The 16,662-nt window shown below is 72.8% G+C and carries 12 protein-coding genes and 1 pseudogene; all 13 read left to right on the top strand.

Features of this window, described 5'->3' with window-relative positions; translation table 11 throughout:
* Positions 1 to 177 precede the first annotated feature (177 nt).
* The gene (gene folC, locus ACOV8S_RS20165; protein WP_448319182.1) at positions 178 to 1,698 is read left to right on the top strand and encodes a bifunctional tetrahydrofolate synthase/dihydrofolate synthase; all 1,521 of its coding nucleotides are present in this window, start codon (positions 178 to 180) and stop codon (positions 1,696 to 1,698) included.
* A 7-nt stretch (positions 1,699 to 1,705) separates the two neighbouring features.
* Positions 1,706 to 2,047 (top strand): DUF4233 domain-containing protein, encoded by a 342-nt coding sequence (locus tag ACOV8S_RS20170; protein ID WP_448319183.1) that lies wholly within the window; start codon positions 1,706 to 1,708, stop codon positions 2,045 to 2,047.
* Between the two features lie 152 nt (positions 2,048 to 2,199).
* Positions 2,200 to 2,610: a nucleoside-diphosphate kinase gene (ndk, locus tag ACOV8S_RS20175; protein WP_108955325.1), complete on the top strand. Its 411-nt coding sequence runs from the start codon at positions 2,200 to 2,202 to the stop codon at positions 2,608 to 2,610.
* Between the two features lie 270 nt (positions 2,611 to 2,880).
* On the top strand, positions 2,881 to 3,900 hold the full coding sequence (locus tag ACOV8S_RS20180; RefSeq protein ID WP_351116634.1) for a rod shape-determining protein: 1,020 nt from the start codon (positions 2,881 to 2,883) through the stop codon (positions 3,898 to 3,900).
* A gap of 232 nt (positions 3,901 to 4,132) precedes the next feature.
* Positions 4,133 to 5,149: a rod shape-determining protein MreC gene (mreC, locus tag ACOV8S_RS20185; RefSeq protein WP_448319184.1), complete on the top strand. Its 1,017-nt coding sequence runs from the start codon at positions 4,133 to 4,135 to the stop codon at positions 5,147 to 5,149.
* Between the two features lie 19 nt (positions 5,150 to 5,168).
* The gene (gene mreD, locus ACOV8S_RS20190) at positions 5,169 to 5,813 is read left to right on the top strand and encodes a rod shape-determining protein MreD (protein ID WP_448319185.1); all 645 of its coding nucleotides are present in this window, start codon (positions 5,169 to 5,171) and stop codon (positions 5,811 to 5,813) included.
* A 52-nt stretch (positions 5,814 to 5,865) separates the two neighbouring features.
* Positions 5,866 to 8,193 carry a penicillin-binding protein 2 gene (gene mrdA / locus ACOV8S_RS20195; protein WP_448319186.1) on the top strand — a complete coding sequence of 776 codons (2,328 nt, stop codon included), beginning with the start codon at positions 5,866 to 5,868 and terminating at the stop codon, positions 8,191 to 8,193.
* A complete protein-coding gene (gene rodA, locus ACOV8S_RS20200; protein ID WP_448319187.1) occupies positions 8,190 to 9,392 on the top strand; it encodes a rod shape-determining protein RodA in 1,203 nt (400 codons plus the stop codon). Before mrdA ends, rodA begins: the two co-directional genes overlap by 4 nt.
* A gap of 95 nt (positions 9,393 to 9,487) precedes the next feature.
* Positions 9,488 to 11,008, top strand: coding sequence for a CYTH and CHAD domain-containing protein (locus ACOV8S_RS20205; protein ID WP_448319188.1), 1,521 nt, complete (start codon positions 9,488 to 9,490; stop codon positions 11,006 to 11,008).
* Between the two features lie 88 nt (positions 11,009 to 11,096).
* A complete protein-coding gene (locus tag ACOV8S_RS20210; RefSeq protein ID WP_448319189.1) occupies positions 11,097 to 13,055 on the top strand; it encodes a TIGR03960 family B12-binding radical SAM protein in 1,959 nt (652 codons plus the stop codon).
* Between the two features lie 130 nt (positions 13,056 to 13,185).
* Positions 13,186 to 14,358 carry a hypothetical protein gene (locus tag ACOV8S_RS20215; protein ID WP_448319190.1) on the top strand — a complete coding sequence of 391 codons (1,173 nt, stop codon included), beginning with the start codon at positions 13,186 to 13,188 and terminating at the stop codon, positions 14,356 to 14,358.
* A 46-nt stretch (positions 14,359 to 14,404) separates the two neighbouring features.
* The gene (locus ACOV8S_RS20220; protein ID WP_448319191.1) at positions 14,405 to 15,166 is read left to right on the top strand and encodes a TIGR03936 family radical SAM-associated protein; all 762 of its coding nucleotides are present in this window, start codon (positions 14,405 to 14,407) and stop codon (positions 15,164 to 15,166) included.
* 248 nt (positions 15,167 to 15,414) lie between these two features.
* Positions 15,415 to 16,662, top strand: a pseudogene (locus ACOV8S_RS20225) (Rne/Rng family ribonuclease); the annotation flags it as partial.

Here is a 16,662-nt window from a genome sequence, read left to right on the forward strand (position 1 = left end):
GCTGCGGCTGAGGGCCTGGCTGGGGTGACCCGCAGCGGGGGAGGGCGGCCGGGACGCGGGAGCGGGCGACCGGGTCGTGTCAGGGCCGGACCGCGCGGGCGCCCGGGCCGTGGCCAGGCCGGACCGGGCAGGTGCCCGTGGACGAACCGTGTCGTACCCGGAACGTAGACTGGCCCCGTGAGTGAGCTCCCCCCGGACGACAGCAGTGAGCGCCCCGACCCGCTGGACGCCTTCGAAGAGATCATCTCGGAGGAGACCGAGCGTGATCCCGACCTGGCGGTGATCGAGGCCGGCAGCCGCACCCTGCGCACCCAGGGCGGCCCGCCCAGCGCCGACGTGCCGGCCCGCCCCGAGGACCCGGAGGTCGACAAGGCCCTGCGCGAGGTGGAGCAGGAGCTCGCCGGCCGCTGGGGCGAGACCAAGCTGGAGCCCTCCGTCAGCCGCATCGCCGCGCTGATGGACGTGCTCGGCGACCCGCAGCGCTCCTACCCGTCGATCCACATCACGGGCACCAACGGCAAGACCTCCACCGCCCGCATGATCGAGGCGCTGCTCGGCGCCTTCGAGCTGCGCACCGGCCGCTACACCAGCCCGCACGTGCAGTCCGTCACCGAGCGGATCAGTCTGGACGGTCACCCGATCAGCGCCGAGCGGTTCATCGAGACCTACCGCGACATCCAGCCGTACGTCGACATGGTCGACACGGCGCAGGAGTACCGGCTCTCCTTCTTCGAGGTCCTCACCGGCATGGCCTACGCGGCCTTCGCCGACGCGCCCGTCGACGTGGCCGTCGTCGAGGTCGGCATGGGCGGTACCTGGGACGCCACCAACGTCATCGACGCCGACGTCGCCGTGATCACCCCCATCGACCTGGACCACACCGACCGCCTCGGCTCCACCACCGGCGAGATCGCCACCGAGAAGGCCGGGATCATCAAGGACGACGCCACCGTGGTGCTCGCCCAGCAGCCGGTGGACGCGGCCCAGGTCGTGCTCAAGACGTCCGTGCGCAAGAACGCCACCGTGGCCCGCGAGGGCCTGGAGTTCGGCGTGCTGTCGCGGCAGGTCGCGGTCGGCGGCCAGATGATGACCCTGCGCGGCCTGGGCGGCGAGTACCAGGAGGTCTACCTCCCGCTGCACGGCGCCCACCAGGCGCACAACGCGGCCGTCGCCCTCGCCGCGGTCGAGGCGTTCTTCGGCGTCGGCGGCGCGCGCCCCGGCCCGCTCGACCTCGACACGGTGCGCCGGGCGTTCGCCTCGGTGTCCTCGCCGGGCCGCATGGAGGTCGTGCGGCGCTCGCCCACCGTGGTCCTGGACGCCGCCCACAACCCGGCCGGCGCGCGGGTCACCGCCGAGGCCGTCGGCGAGGCCTTCGACTTCAGCCGGCTGATCGGCGTGGTCGGCGCGAGCGGCGACAAGAACGTGCGCGGGCTGCTGGAGGCCTTCGAGCCGATCTTCGCCGAGGTCGTCATCACCCAGAACTCCAGCCACCGGGCGATGGACGCCGACGAACTGGCCGCGATCGCCGTCGAGGTGTTCGGCGAGGAGCGCGTCCAGGTCGAGCCGCGGCTGCCGGACGCGCTGGAGGCGGCGATCACGCTCGCCGAGGAGGAGGGCGAGTTCGCCGGCGGCGGCGTACTGGTCACCGGATCCGTCATCACGGTCGGCGAGGCCCGGCTGCTCCTGAGGAAGGGCTGACTTCCCCGTGCGTACCCTCTGTGCTTCCACCCTCATCGGCGAGTTCTTCGTCATCGGCCTCGCCGGACTGGTCGCCATGAAGAACCCCGACCTGTCCATGACGACGGTGTGGACGGTGTGCGGGATCGGCATGCTGCTGTCCGTGCTGCTCTGCGGCATGATCACCCGGCCCGGCGGCGTCGCGATGGGCTGGATCCTCCAGCTCGCCCTGATCGCCTCCGGCTTCGTGGTCCCGATGATGTACGGGCTGGGCGTCGTCTTCGCCGCGCTGTGGTGGGCCTCCGTCCACTACGGCCGCCAGATCGACGCCGCCAAGGCCGCCCGCGCCGCGGCCGCCCCGGCCGCCTGAGCCTCCTGCCGCCCCCGCGGGCGCCACGCCCCCGGCGGGGCGGCGTCCCGCCGGGCGGCGGGTCGGCGTCCCTCGGTGAGGGGGCGCTGTGAGGGGGAGATAGGCTCTGGGCCTGATCATCACCCACCCGTACAGCCCCACCGGGAGCCCGCATGCAGCGCACCCTTGTCCTCCTCAAGCCCGACGCCGTCCGTCGCGGCCTGACCGGCGAGATCATCAGCCGTATCGAGCGCAAGGCGGGCTGGAGCATCACCGCCCTCGAACTCCGCACCCTGGACCAGGGCACCCTCGAGCAGCACTACGGCGAGCACAAGGGCAAGCCCTTCTACGAGCCGCTGGTCGCCTTCATGGCCTCCGGCCCGGTCGTCTCGATGATCGTCGAGGGTGAGCGCGTGATCGAGGGCATCCGCCGCCTCGCCGGCCCCACCGACCCGATCGAGGCCCAGCCCGGCTCCATCCGCGGCGACTTCGGCGTCATCACCCGGGAGAACCTCATCCACGCCTCGGACTCCGAGGAGTCCGCCGAGCGCGAGATCAAGATCTTCTTCCCCGGCCGCGGCTGACCGTCGCGCCCTTGTCCGGCGGCCGGCCCGGCCCGCCGGCGGCGGACCCGCTTGGGGGAACCTTTCCCTCCGACGGCACGTCACCACAGGCGTACACCTCCGTCATCTGGTGAGAATGGCGGAGACCCTCGCGCAGTGTCCGGGGGCGGGCGAGACTACGATGTAGAGCCTTGCAAGCCTTCACGTCACAGCACCCACCCTTGCCGTCCCCACCGCAAGCGGCTTCACGCTCAACGTGGGACGGCCAGACGAATCCTGATGGGGAACTCAATGTCGTTCATCGGCCGTGACATGGCTGTCGACCTCGGGACCGCCAACACGCTGGTGTACGTGAGGGGTCGCGGGATCGTACTCAACGAGCCGTCGGTCGTCGCGATCAACACGAACACCGGCGGCATCCTCGCGGTCGGGGCCGAGGCCAAGAAGATGATCGGCCGCACCCCCGGCAACATCGTGGCGGTGCGCCCGCTGAAGGACGGCGTGATCGCCGACTTCGAGATCACCGAGCGGATGCTGCGGTACTTCATCCTGAAGATCCACAAGCGCCGCTACCTCGCCCGACCGCGGGTCGTGGTGTGCGTGCCCTCCGGTATCACCGGGGTGGAGCGCCGCGCCGTCATCGAGGCGTCGACCCAGGCCGGCGCCCGCCAGGTGCACATCATCGAGGAGCCCATGGCGGCCGCCATCGGCTCCGGCCTGCCGGTCCACGAGGCCACGGGCAACATGGTGGTGGACATCGGCGGCGGCACCACGGAGGTCGCGGTGATCTCCCTCGGCGGCATCGTGACCGCCCAGTCGATCCGGGTCGCCGGCGACGAGCTGGACAACGCGATCATCCAGCACGTCAAAAAGGAGTACTCGCTGCTCCTGGGCGAGCGGACGGCCGAGCAGATCAAGATCTCGATCGGCTCCGCGTACGACCTCGACAAGGAGGAGCACACCGAGATCCGCGGTCGTGACCTCGTCTCCGGTCTGCCGAAGACCGTGGTCATCTCCGCCGCGGAGGTCCGCAAGGCGATCGAGGAACCGGTCAACGCGATCGTCGACGCCGTCAAGACCACCCTGGACAAGTGCCCGCCCGAGCTCTCGGGCGACGTCATGGACCGGGGCATCGTCCTCACCGGCGGCGGCGCCCTGCTCCGTGGCCTGGACGAGCGGCTGCGCCGGGAGACCGGCATGCCGATCCACATTGCCGAGGACCCGCTGGACAGCGTGGCGCTCGGCTCCGGCAAGTGCGTCGAGGAGTTCGAGGCGCTCCAGCAGGTGCTGGACGCCCAGCCCCGTCGCTGACGCCGGCCGGGTGACACGTCGTCACCCGGCTGCCGTACAGGGCTGACCCGTACGGCGGACGTTCGGCCGGACCCGGAACTCCGGCGTCCGGCCCAGGCGTTTCTCCGGCGGAAACGCACATCTCCGGCACGGCGCGGCCGACGCGCCGTCGCCGGGGCGGGAAGACACAGCAGGACGACAGACACAGCAAGTCCGTACGACCATTCCGACAAGGAAGGCACGGCCGCCGCACGTGAGGGACACACGAGAGAGCCGGCTGCTCCTGGTGCTGCTGGTCGCGATCGCGTTCGCGCTGATCACGGTGGACATCAGGGGTGGGAAGGACTCACCCGTCGACGGCGCCCGGCATGCCGCGGCAGCCGTCTTCGGCCCGATCGAGAACGGCGTCGCCTCCGCGGTCGATCCGGTCGGCAACGCCGTCGCCGCCGTCCGCGACTCCGGCGAGCGCCACGACCGGCTCACCGAGCTGGAGCAGGAGAACGCCGCGCTGAAGGCGGAGCTCGGCAGCGACACGCGCGACCGCAGCAGGCTGCGCCAGTTCGAGAAGATGCTGGCCACCGCCGGGGCCGGCCAGTACAAGATCAAGGGCGCCCAGGTGGTCGGCATCGGCGCCGCCCAGGGCTTCTCCTGGACGGTCACGCTGGACGTCGGCGCCAACGACGGCATCACGCGCGACATGACGGTGCTCAACGGCGACGGCCTCGTCGGTCGGGTCACCACCGTGGGTCCCGAGACGGCCACCGTCCTGCTGGCCACCGACCCCGACTTCACCGTCGGCACCCGTATGGAGGACGGCGACGAGCTCGGCTTCGCCTCCGGCCAGGGAGACCGGCCGCTGCGCGTCCAACTGCTCAACGGCAAGGCGAAGGTGGAGAAGGGCGACCGCCTGGTCACCTTCGGCTCCCAGGGGGACAGGCCCTTCGTGCCCGGCGTTCCGGTCGGCGTCGTCTCGCGCGTCGACCCGGCCGGCGGCGACCTGACCCGTACGGTCTACGTCACGCCCTTCGTCGGCTTCACCCAGCTGGACATCGTCGGCGTCGTCGTCCAGGGTCCCGGGAAGGACCCGCGCGACAGCGTGCTGCCGACCAAGCCCAAGCCGAAGCCCGTCCCGACGGTCACCGTCACCGTCACCCCGGGCGCGAAGCCCGAGGGCGAGGACGGTCAGGAGGGCCAGGACGGCCAGGCCGCACAGGACGGCGCCCGGCAGCAGGACGGGCAGCAGCCGCAGCAGGAACAGGACGAACAGTAGGAACTGGGGGGATTTACCCATGAAATTGAACCGGATCCTGCTCTCCGGCACCCTGGTGGTGGTCGCTCTGGTGATCCAGATCAGCGTCCTCGCCAGGCTCCAGCTGCCCGGGGCCGTCCCCGATCTGCTGCTGCTCACCGTCCTCGGCCTGGCCCTGGTCTACGGGCACACCGGCGGCGCCCTGATCGGCTTCACGGCCGGTCTTCTCGCCGACCTGGCCCCGCCCGCCGACCACGCGGCCGGGCGGTACGCGCTGGTGCTCTGCGTCGTCGGCTACCTGGTCGGTCTCGCCCGGCCCGAGAACGGGCGGCTGCGCAGCGCGGTCGGCCCGATGGCCGTGGTGGTCGCCGCCGCGGTCGGCTCCACCCTGCTCTACGCGGGCGTCGGCGCCCTGGTCGGCGACACCGCCGCCCGCGACGTTGGCCTCGGCTCGCTGGCGTTCACCGCCGCCCTCTACGACCTGCTGCTCACCCCGTTCGTGGTGCCCGGCGTGATGGCGCTGGCCCGCCGCGCGGAGAACGACCCGCTGGCCGACTCGTCCTCCGCGGCGGGCGGCGGCGCCTCCACCGGCTCGGGCTGGCTGGTCTCCGGCACCCCCGGCCTCAGCCGCTCCCGCGGCCGGGTCCGCGTCGGCGCCCGCCTGAAGGGCGTGAAGCGTCTGTGAGCACCTCCCTCCCGTCGCCCGACCGCCACCCCTCACCGAATGGGCTGCGCCCATGAGCAATATCCCTGAGACGGGGCGCAGTCCCCGGGTCCAGATCCGCCTGGTGGTTCTCCAGATCCTGGTCCTCTCGCTGCTCGCCACCCTCGGCGGCCGCCTCTGGTACCTCCAGGTGCGCAACGGCGCCGAGTACGCGGCCGAGGCCAGCGGCAACCACGTCCAGCAGGTCGTCCAGCCCGCCACCCGCGGCGAGATCCTCGACGCGCGCGGCGTGGCCATCGCGGACAACGAGAACCGTCTGGTCGTCTCCGCCTCCCGCACCGACCTGCTGAAGATGGACGACGACGGCAAGGGCGTCCTCACCAAGCTCGCCGGCGTCCTCGGCATGAAGCCGAAGGAGGTGATCGAGAAGGTCCGCCTCTGCGACTCCAAGACCCCGCAGCCCTGCTGGAACGGTTCGCCCTACCAGCCGATCCCGATCACCGACGAGGCGACGCCGCGTCAGGCCCTGCAGATCCGCGAGCGCGGTGAGGACTTCCCCGGCATCACCGCCGAGCCGGCCTCGGTCCGCCGCTACGCGAGCCCCGGCGGCTCCAACACCGCCCAGGTCCTCGGCTACCTGTCGCCCGTCACCGACGAGGAGATCCAGAAGGCCCAGGACACCGACTCGCCGTACCTGCGCTCCGACCAGGTCGGCCGCTCCGGCCTGGAGCGCCAGTACGACAAGGTGCTGCGCGGCAAGGCCGGCGTCACCAAGTACGAGGTGGACAACCTCGGCCGCGTCATGGGCGACCCCGAGGTCGACCGCGGAGTCCCGGGCTCCCACCTGGTCACCAGCATCGACGCCCGCGTGCAGCGGGTCGCCGAGTACGAACTGGACCAGGCGATGAAGGCCGCCCGCCAGGAGTGGGACCGCAACACCAACGAGCAGTACAAGGCGGACGCCGGCGCGGTCGTCGTGATGGAGGCGAAGACCGGCCGGGTCGTCGCCATGGCGTCCAACCCGAACTACGACCCCAACGCCTGGGTCGGCGGCATCTCCGCCAAGGACTACGCCAAGATGACCGGCAAGAAGTCCAACTACCCGCTGCTCAACCGCGCGATCCAGGGCCAGGCGGCCCCCGGCTCCATCTTCAAGGTGGTCACCACGGCCGGCGCGGTCGAGGCCGGCTACCCGTTCGACGGCAGCTACCAGTGCTCCAGCGACTACTCCATCGGCAGCCAGGTCTTCAAGAACTTCGAGTCCGCCAACCACGGCATGATCAACCTCGGCCGGGCACTCGAGGTCTCCTGCGACACCGTCTACTACCGCCTCGCGCACGAGGAGTGGAAGAAGGACGGCGGCACCAAGCCGAAGAAGAAGGCCAACGACTACTTCTACAAGGCCGCCCACCAGTTCGGCCTCGGCGAGGAGACCGGTATCGACCTGCCCAACGAGGTCTCGGGCCGCATCCCGGACCGCGAGTGGAAGCAGGAGTACTGGGAGGCCAACAAGGACTACTGGTGCAAGCACGGCAAGAAGGACGGCGACTACGTCGAGCGCATCGAGTGGGAGAACTGCCACGGCGGCAACGAACTGCGCGCCGGTGACTCGGTGAACTACTCCATCGGCCAGGGCGACACCCTGGTCACGCCGATCCAGATGGCCGCCATCTACGGGGCCATCTCCAACGGCGGCACCCTGTACGCGCCCACCGTCGGCAAGGCCGTGATCAGCCCGGACGGGAAGACGGTCGAGGAGATCGCGCCGAGGCGCAACGGCAAGCTCCCGGTCGGCAAGGCCACCCTCAAGGAGATGGACGAGGCCCTCGCGGGCGTCGCCACCCGCGGCACCGCGGCCTGGAGGTTCGGCGGCTGGCCGCAGGACAAGATCCCGATGCACGCCAAGACCGGTACCGCGGAGGTCTACGGCAAGCAGACCACCTCCTGGTTCGCCACGTACACCAAGGACTACGCGATCGTCATGACGATCTCCCAGGGTGGTACGGGTTCCGGGGCCTCCGGCCCGGCCGTGCGCAAGATCTACGACGCGCTGTACGGCGTCCAGGCGGACGGCTTCATCGACAAGAAGCGGGCCCTGCTGCCCGAGCCGCAGAAGAAGCTGCCCAAGTTGCGCCCCGACGGCACGGTGGACAGCCCCAAGATCGACGAGGACCCGGTGAAGGCGCTGCAGAAGGCCGCCGAGGCCGCGGCCGAGAAGGGACAGCAGGCCGGCGCGACCGGCGGCGACCCGGCCCAGCCCCCGCCGGACGAGACCACCGGCGACCCCGCGGGAGGCGCGCCGCCCGAACAGCCGGCGGGCAGGGTGGAGCAGACCGCGACCGGGAACCGGGCCACCCGCCGCTCCTCCCGCCGCCGTGCGACCGGAGGCAGGTGCTCATGACTGTCGGCGTGAACAGCTTCTCCGTCTCCGGGTACGGGCCCGAGCGGTCCGCCTGGGCCCGTCTGCTCGCCCGCGACTCGGCGGCCCGGCGCCTGGACTGGCCGATACTGCTGTCGGCCCTGGCCCTCTCGCTGATCGGCACGGTGCTGGTCTACTCGGCGACCCGCAACCGCACCGAGCTCAACCAGGGAGACCCGTACTACTTCTTGATCCGGCACCTGCTGAACACCGGCATCGGCGTCACCCTGATGATCGGTACGGTCTGGCTCGGCCACCGCACCCTGCGCGGCGCGGTGCCGATCCTGTACGGGCTGTCGGTGGTCCTGATCCTGCTGGTCCTCACGCCGCTGGGCGCCACCATCAACGGCGCCCACGCGTGGATCCAGATCGGCGGCGGCTTCTCGCTCCAGCCGTCGGAGTTCGTCAAGATCACCATCATCCTCGGGATGGCGATGCTGCTCGCGGCCCGCGTCGACGCGGGCGACCGCGAGTACCCCGACCACCGCACGGTCGTGCAGGCGCTCGGGCTGGCCGCGCTGCCCATGCTGATCGTGATGCTGATGCCCGACCTCGGCTCGGTCATGGTGATGGTGGTCATCGTGCTGGGCGTGCTGCTGGCCTCGGGCGCCTCCAACCGGTGGGTGCTCGGGCTGATCGGCGCCGGAGCGGTCGGGGCGATCGCGGTCTGGCAGCTCGGGATCCTCGACGAGTACCAGATCAACCGCTTCGCCGCCTTCGCCAACCCCGAGCTGGACCCGGCGGGCGTCGGCTACAACACCAACCAGGCCCGCATCGCCATCGGCTCCGGCGGACTCACCGGCTCGGGCCTCTTCCAGGGCTCGCAGACCACCGGCCAGTTCGTGCCCGAGCAGCAGACCGACTTCATCTTCACCGTCGCCGGTGAGGAACTCGGCTTCGTCGGAGCCGGACTGATACTGGTACTGCTCGGCGTCGTGCTGTGGCGGGCCTGCCGCATCGCGCGCGAGACCACCGAGCTCTACGGCACGATCGTCGCCGCGGGGATCATCGCCTGGTTCGCCTTCCAGGCCTTCGAGAACGTCGGCATGACGCTCGGGATCATGCCGGTGGCGGGTCTGCCGCTGCCGTTCGTGTCCTACGGCGGCTCGTCCATGTTCGCCGTCTGGATCGCGGTCGGACTCCTCCAGTCCATCCGCCTGCAACGGCCCGTGTCGGCCTGAACGACACCGCCGGCCGGGGTGACCTGCGCGGATCGCGCGGGTGGCCCCGGCCGATTCCGTGACGGCGGGGGAGCGGCCCGGTTAGCCTCGGCGGTATGGCGGACACCACACGCGAGATCGAGCGGAAGTACGAGTCCCGGGACAGCGGGCTCCCCGACCTGACCAACGTGGGCGGCATCGCCGCCGTCGTGGACCAGGGCGTGATGGAGCTGGACGCCGTGTACTACGACACCCCCGACCTCCGTCTCGCCGCCTCCTCGGTCACCCTGCGCCGCCGCACCGGCGGCTCCACGCCCGGCTGGCACCTCAAGCTCCCGGTGGGGCCCGACACCCGTGACGAGATCGCCGCCCCGCTCGCCGACGCGCCGCCCGCCGAGCTGCTCCGGCTGATCCGCTCCCGCACCCTGGGAGCCGAGGTGGTCCCCGTGGTCCGCCTGCGCTCCGTACGGGACGTGCGTGAGCTGCGGGACGCCGACGGCGGGCTGCTGGCCGAGGCGAGCGCGGACGCCGTCCACGCCGAGCGACTGGCCGGCGGCCGCGGTGAGGCGCAGTGGACCGAGATCGAGGTCGAACTCGCCGAGGGCGCCGACCCCGGCCTGCTCGACCTCGTCGAGAAGCGCTTCCGCCGCGCCGGGGTCCGCCGCTCCGACGCCCCGTCCAAGCTGGCCCGCGCCCTCGTCGAGACGTCTCCCGACGACGACGCCGCCGACGGCGTCCCCGGCCCCCGCCGGGGGAAGCCGGTCACCGCCGGGGACCACCTCCTCGCCTACCTCCGTGAACAGCGCGAGAGGCTCGTCGCGCTCGACCCCGCCGTCCGCCGCGACCTGCCCGAGGCCGTGCACGACATGCGGGTCGCCACCCGCCGCCTGCGCTCCGCCCTGCGCGCCTACCGCCCGCTGCTGGACCGCGAGGCCGTCGCCCCGCTCGCCGTCGAACTGCGCTGGCTCACCCGTGAGCTCGGCGTCGACCGGGACCGCGAGGTCCTCGACGAGCGGCTGACCGCCGCCGCGCAGGCCCTGCCCGCCGAACTGCGCACCGGCCCGGTCCGCGACCGGCTCGAACTGTGGGCCGACACCCGCCGCGGCGAGACGAGGCCCCGGACCGCCGCCGTCCTCGACAGCCGCCGCTACCTCGACCTGCTGCAGGCCCTGGACGCCTTCCTCGCCGGCCCCCCACTGCGCAAGGCCGCCCGCGGGAAGCCGGCCAAGCCCTTCGCCAAGGCCCTCGACAAGGAGTTCGGCCGCCTGTCCCGCCTGGTGGAGCGTGCCGTCGCGCTCGAGCCGGGCCCCGAGCGCGACACCGCCCTGCACGAGGCCCGCAAGAAGGCCAAGCGCACGCGCTACGCCGCCGAGGCCGCCCGCCCCGTCCTCGGCAAGCGCGCCCGCCGCCTCGCCGCGGACGCCAAGTCCCTCCAGCGCCCGCTCGGCGACCACCAGGACAGCGTGATGGCCCGCGAGGCCCTGCTGTCCCTCGCCCATGACGCCGCCAAGGCCGCGGAGCCCACCTTCACCTGGGGCGTCCTGTACGGACGCGAGGAGAAGGAGGCCGCCCTCGCCGAGGCCGCCCTGCCCGACCGGTGGGCCGAGGTGGTCCGACGGCGTCGTACGAAGCGGTGACGCGCTGCGGGTACGCTTGAGAGTCATCCTCCCCGTGGCCGCAGCGCGGCGGGGGAGGGACCCCAAGTCCGCTCATGAAGGTTCAAGGATGTCCGAATCGGTCTTCCCGCAGCTCGAAGCTCTGCTCCCGCATGTGCAGAAGCCGATCCAGTACGTGGGCGGCGAGCTCAACTCCACCGTCAAGCCCTGGGACTCGTGCGACGTCCGCTGGGCGCTCATGTACCCGGACGCGTACGAGGTCGGTCTGCCCAACCAGGGCGTGCAGATCCTCTACGAGGTACTGAACGAGCGTGACGGCGTCCTGGCCGAGCGCACCTACAGCGTCTGGCCGGACATGGAGGCGCTGATGCGGGAGCACGGCGTCCCGCAGTTCACCGTGGACAGCCACCGCGCCCTCGGCGCGTTCGACGTCTTCGGCCTCTCCTTCTCCACGGAGCTCGGCTACACCAACATGCTGACCGCGCTCGACCTGGCGGGCATCCCGCTGGAGTCGAAGGACCGCGGCCTGGGCGACCCGATCGTCCTGGCCGGCGGCCACGCGGCGTTCAACCCCGAGCCGATCGCGGACTTCATCGACGCCGCCATCGTCGGCGACGGCGAGCAGGCCGTGCTCGACATGACGGAGATCATCCGCGGCTGGAAGGCCGAGGGCCGCCCCGGCGGACGCGACGAGGTGCTGCTGCGCCTGGCGAAGACCGGCGCCGTGTACATCCCGCGCTTCTACGACGTCGAGTACCTGCCCGACGGCCGCATCGCACGCGTGGTGCCCAACCGCTCCGGCGTGCCGTGGCGGGTCTCCAAGCACACCGTGATGGACCTGGACGAGTGGCCCTACCCCAAGCAGCCGCTGGTCCCGCTCGCCGAGACGGTGCACGAGCGGATGTCCGTGGAGATCTTCCGCGGCTGCACCCGCGGCTGCCGCTTCTGCCAGGCCGGCATGATCACCCGCCCGGTGCGCGAGCGCTCCATCACCGGCATCGGCGAGATGGTCGAGAAGGGCCTGAAGGCGACCGGCTTCGAGGAGGTCGGCCTGCTGTCGCTGTCCTCCGCGGACCACTCCGAGATCGGTGACATCGCCAAGGGCCTCGCGGACCGCTACGAAGAGGACAAGATCGGCCTCTCGCTGCCCTCCACACGCGTCGACGCCTTCAACATCGACCTGGCGAACGAGCTGACCCGCAACGGACGCCGCTCCGGCCTCACCTTCGCCCCCGAGGGCGGCAGCGAGCGCATCCGCAAGGTCATCAACAAGATGGTCTCCGAGGACGACCTGATCCGCACCGTGTCCACCGCGTACGGCAACGGCTGGCGCCAGGTGAAGCTGTACTTCATGTGCGGCCTGCCCACCGAGACCGACGAGGACGTGCTGCAGATCGCCGACATGGCGACCCGCGTGATCGCCAAGGGCCGCGAGGTCTCCGGCTCCAACGACATCCGTTGCACCGTCTCCATCGGCGGCTTCGTGCCCAAGCCGCACACGCCGTTCCAGTGGGCCCCGCAGCTCTCCGCCGAGGAGACCGACGCGCGCCTGACCAAGCTCCGCGACAAGATCCGGGGCGACAAGAAGTACGGCCGCTCCATCGGCTTCCGCTACCACGACGGCAAGCCCGGCATCGTCGAGGGCCTGCTCTCCCGCGGCGACCGCCGCATCGGCGACGTCATCCGCGCCGTCTACGAGGACGGCGGCCGCTTCGACGGCTGGCGCGAGCACTTCTCCTACGACCGCTGGATGAACTGCGCCGAGAAGGCGCTGGCCCCGTACGGCGTGGACGTCGACTGGTACACCACCCGCGAGCGCTCCTACGAGGAGGTCCTGCCCTGGGACCACCTGGATTCCGGTCTCGACAAGGACTGGCTCTGGGAGGACTGGCAGGACGCCCTCGACGAGACCGAGGTCGACGACTGCCGCTGGACGCCCTGCTTCGACTGCGGCGTCTGCCCCGCGATGGACACGTCGATCCAGATCGGCCCCACCGGCAAGAAGCTGCTCCCCCTCTCGGTGAAGCAGCCCGCCGGCGCGCCGGGCGGTCACGGCCACAGCCACTGACGCCCGCGCCACGCCACAGCACCACCACGACGCCGTCGCCGGCCCCCGCACGGGAGCCGCCGGCGGCGTCGCACGTACCGGTTCCGTCACAGGACGCACCCTGCAGCCCCGTCCGCGCGTCCGACAGGACGTGGACCTGGAGAAGAAGACGGAACCCGTCGCGGCACGCCGTGACGAGGGATGCCTGGTGGCGGCCGTGCGGCTGCCGGTGCGGCTGGTGGCGCTCGTCGTGCTGCTGCCGCTGCGGATGGTGTGGGACCTGCTGGTCGTCGCCGGGCGCTTCGTCCGGACCGCCGTCCTCGCCCCGGTGTGGCGCGGCTTCACGCGCGCCGTGAGCTGGCTGGGCCGGGTCCTGCTGGTGACGCCGGCCCGGTGGCTGTACCGCTGGGTCCTCGCGCCGGTCGGGCGCGGCCTGTGGTGGGTGCTGGCGGGGATCGGGCGCGGTGTCGCCCTGCTCCTCGAGGGTGCCTGGTGGGTGCTGCGGGAGACCGGGCGCGGCGCCGCGACGGTCGTGGTGTGGCTGGTGCGGTGGCTGCTGCTGGCACCGGCCGTCCTGCTGTACCGGTGGGTGCTGACCCCGGCCGGACATGCCCTGCGGTGGCTGGGGCGGCGCCTCGCCGACGGCGCCCGGTGGCTGTACCGGCGTGTGCTGACCCCTCTGGGACACGCCGGGCGGTGGCTGGCCCACGGGATGTGGGCCGTGCTGCGCGCGCTCGGTGCGGGCGCGGCGTGGCTGGTGCGGTGGCTGCTCGTCGTCCCGGCCGTCGCCCTGTACCGGTGGGTGCTCGCGCCGCTGGGCCGCGGGATCGCCTGGACCGTTCGGGGCGCCGCGGCCGTGGCCGGGTGGCTGCTGCGGTGGCTCGTCGTGGTGCCGGTCACCGCCGTCGGGCGGGTGCTCGCGGTCGTCGCCCGTGAGGTGGGGGAGGCGCTCGGACACGCCTGGCGGATCGCCGGACGGATCTCCCTGGCGGTCGGCCGTCTCCTCGCCACGCTGCTGCGGTGGATCTTCGTCGAGCCGGTCCGCTGGGCCTTCCGGGCGGTGCTCGCGCCGGCCGGACGATTCCTCCGGGACGCCGTGCTGCGCCCGGTCGGCCGGGTGCTCCGGGAGGCGGGCCGCGCCGTCGGGAAGGCGTTCGCCGTCGCCCGCGTGACGGTCCGTGAGGTGCGCCGTGAGCTGCGCACCGCCCTGTTCGGAGCCCCCCGCGAGGCCCCGGTGCGGGCGGGTACGGCGGACCGGCGGGAACTCGGCGGCCCGGAAGCGCGTACTCTTGGTAGCAGTACGACCGCACTCACGAAGGATTAGAGCACTGGGCAAGCGACAGCCCGAAGGCCCGCCGCCGGCACCCGCGGTGCAGCGCGTCCGACTGCGTTACACCAAGCGCGGCCGCCTCCGGTTCACCAGCCATCGCGATTTCCAGCGCGCCTTCGAGCGCGCGCTGCGCCGCGCCGACGTACCCATGGCGTACTCGGCGGGGTTCACACCGCATCCCAAGGTGTCGTACGCCAATGCCGCACCCACCGGCACGGGCAGTGAGGCGGAGTACCTGGAGATCGCGCTCACCGAGCCGCGTGACCCGCAGAAGCTGCGTGAGCTGCTCGACGAGTCGCTGCCCGACGGGCTCGACGTGATCGACGCGGTGCAGGCCCGCACCTCCGGCCTCGCCGACCGGCTCACGGCATCCGTGTGGGAGCTGCGCCTGGAAGGCGTGGCTCACGAGGACGCCGCCCGGGCGGTCGAGGCCTTCGAGAAGGCCGAGACCGTCGAAGTTCAGCGCATGACCAAGAACGGTGTCCGTACCTTCGACGCCCGCAGCGCCGTCGTCGGCCTGGAAGCCCGGGCCGCCGGTGGCGACGATGGGCCCGGTGACCACCCCTGTGCGATACTGCGCCTGGTTGTTCGGCACGTGACGCCTGCCGTGCGACCCGACGACGTCCTGTCCGGCCTCCGTGTGGTGGCTGACCTGGCGCCGCCGGTCCCCGCAGCGGTGACCAGGCTGGCGCAGGGGCTCTTCGACGAAGAGACCGGCACGGTGACCGACCCGCTCGCGCCCGACCGCGAGGCAGATCCCTCTGCCGCCGCGCAGGCGCCGGCGCCGGAAGGTCCCGCGTAGGGACGAACGCCGTAGCGCCGCCCTCGAACTCGGGAGCCACCTGGGTCGGGCAGCGCGCACGACACCACAAGACTTTCGCCAGGCCGTCCGCAAATCGGCGTACGGAACCGGCGAGACAGGACTAGTAGAGCTCCCGTGCGGCGCCCGCGCCCCGGACGGCGGCGACGCGCATCGCGCGAGCCGCGGACGTCACCGGTACCCGCCGGACCAGGCGCGGCGCCCGGGAGCCTGACGGGAGATACGCCCGCATGCTCGGACCGACCGAACCCACCAACGAGGGTTCCGAACAGAACAACAGCCCCAGCGACACCCTGCCGCCGCGTCGCCGGCGCAGGGCCGCGTCCCGGCCGGCGGGTCCGCCGACCGGGGCCACCGAGGGCACCGGCGCCACCGAGGCAGCCGCCCTGGACAGCACCGGCGCCACCGAGGCCTCGGCCGCGGAGCAGTCCGCGCCGGCTCCGGCCGCCGAGGCCGCCACGCCCGCCGCCGAGGACGCCGCCCCGGCGCCGCGCCGCCGCCGTGCGGTCCGCCGCGCCGCGGCGCCCGTCGGTACGCCCGGCGAGACCGGCGCCGACACCGCCGCCGAAACCCCGGCCGCGGAGAAGCCCGCCGACAAGCCGGCCGCGGAGACCCCGGCCGCCGAGGCCGAGGCCCCCGCCGCCGACGAGGCCGCCGCCGCGCCGCGCCGCACCCGCCGCCGCGCCGTGCGCCCCTCCACCGCGCCGTCGGCCGCCGAGCAGGCAGCCGCCGTCGCCAAGGACGAGGACACCGCCGTCGAGGAGACGCAGGCCGAGGCCGAGGCCCCCGCCGCGCCCCAGACGCCCGCCGAGGAGGCTCCGGCCCCGCGCCGCCGCCGTGCCGTGCGCCGCGCCTCCGCGCCCGCCGGCGCCCCGGAGGCCGCCGAGGTCGTCACGCCCGTCGAGACCCCCGCCGCCGAGGCCCCCGCGGTCGAGGAGCCGGAGGACGAGGCCGAGGAGACGGAGGAGGCCGCCGCCGAGGCCGAGGCCCCCGCCGCCGAGGCTCCCGCCGCCGTGGAGGAGACCTCCGCCGCGCCGCGCCGTACCCGCCGCCGTGCCACCCGCCCGGCCGCCGCCCCGTCCGCGGAGGAGCTCGCCCGCGCCGAGGAGCGCCGCGCCGAGGAGAGCGCCGCCGAGACCAAGGCCGAGACCAAGGCCGCCGGCACCAGGGCGGCAGCCACCAGGGCCGCCGAGCCCAAGGCCGCGAAGGCCGAGCCCGCCGCGGAGCAGGCCGAGGACGAGGCCGAGGGCCGCCGTCCCCGCCGCCGTGCCGTGCGCCGCCCCGCCGGCGGTTTCACCGCGCCGCGAGGCTCCGACAGCGAGGCCCCGCGCCGCCAGGGCCGTCCGGCCGCCGCCCCCGTTTTCCGGGCCCCGGTCTTCACCGAGCCGATGTTCCAGACGCCGGAGCGCGCCGCCTACGAGGCCGCGCAGGAGGCCGCCAAGGACACCGAGCCGGCCGAGCCCGCCGCGGTGGAGGAG

This window comes from Streptomyces sp. CO7, from assembly GCF_053474865.1.

Excerpts from the sequence above, each read along its gene's own strand:
- mreD (WP_448319185.1), top strand. The coding sequence starts at position 5,169 with ATGAAATTGAACCGGATCCTGCTCTCCGGCACCCTGGTGGTGGTCGCT.
- ACOV8S_RS20180 (WP_351116634.1), top strand. The coding sequence starts at position 2,881 with ATGTCGTTCATCGGCCGTGACATGGCTGTCGACCTCGGGACCGCCAAC.
- ACOV8S_RS20210 (WP_448319189.1), top strand. The coding sequence starts at position 11,097 with ATGTCCGAATCGGTCTTCCCGCAGCTCGAAGCTCTGCTCCCGCATGTG.
- mrdA (WP_448319186.1), top strand. The coding sequence starts at position 5,866 with ATGAGCAATATCCCTGAGACGGGGCGCAGTCCCCGGGTCCAGATCCGC.
- ACOV8S_RS20205 (WP_448319188.1), top strand. The coding sequence starts at position 9,488 with ATGGCGGACACCACACGCGAGATCGAGCGGAAGTACGAGTCCCGGGAC.
- ndk (WP_108955325.1), top strand. The coding sequence starts at position 2,200 with ATGCAGCGCACCCTTGTCCTCCTCAAGCCCGACGCCGTCCGTCGCGGC.
- rodA (WP_448319187.1), top strand. The coding sequence starts at position 8,190 with ATGACTGTCGGCGTGAACAGCTTCTCCGTCTCCGGGTACGGGCCCGAG.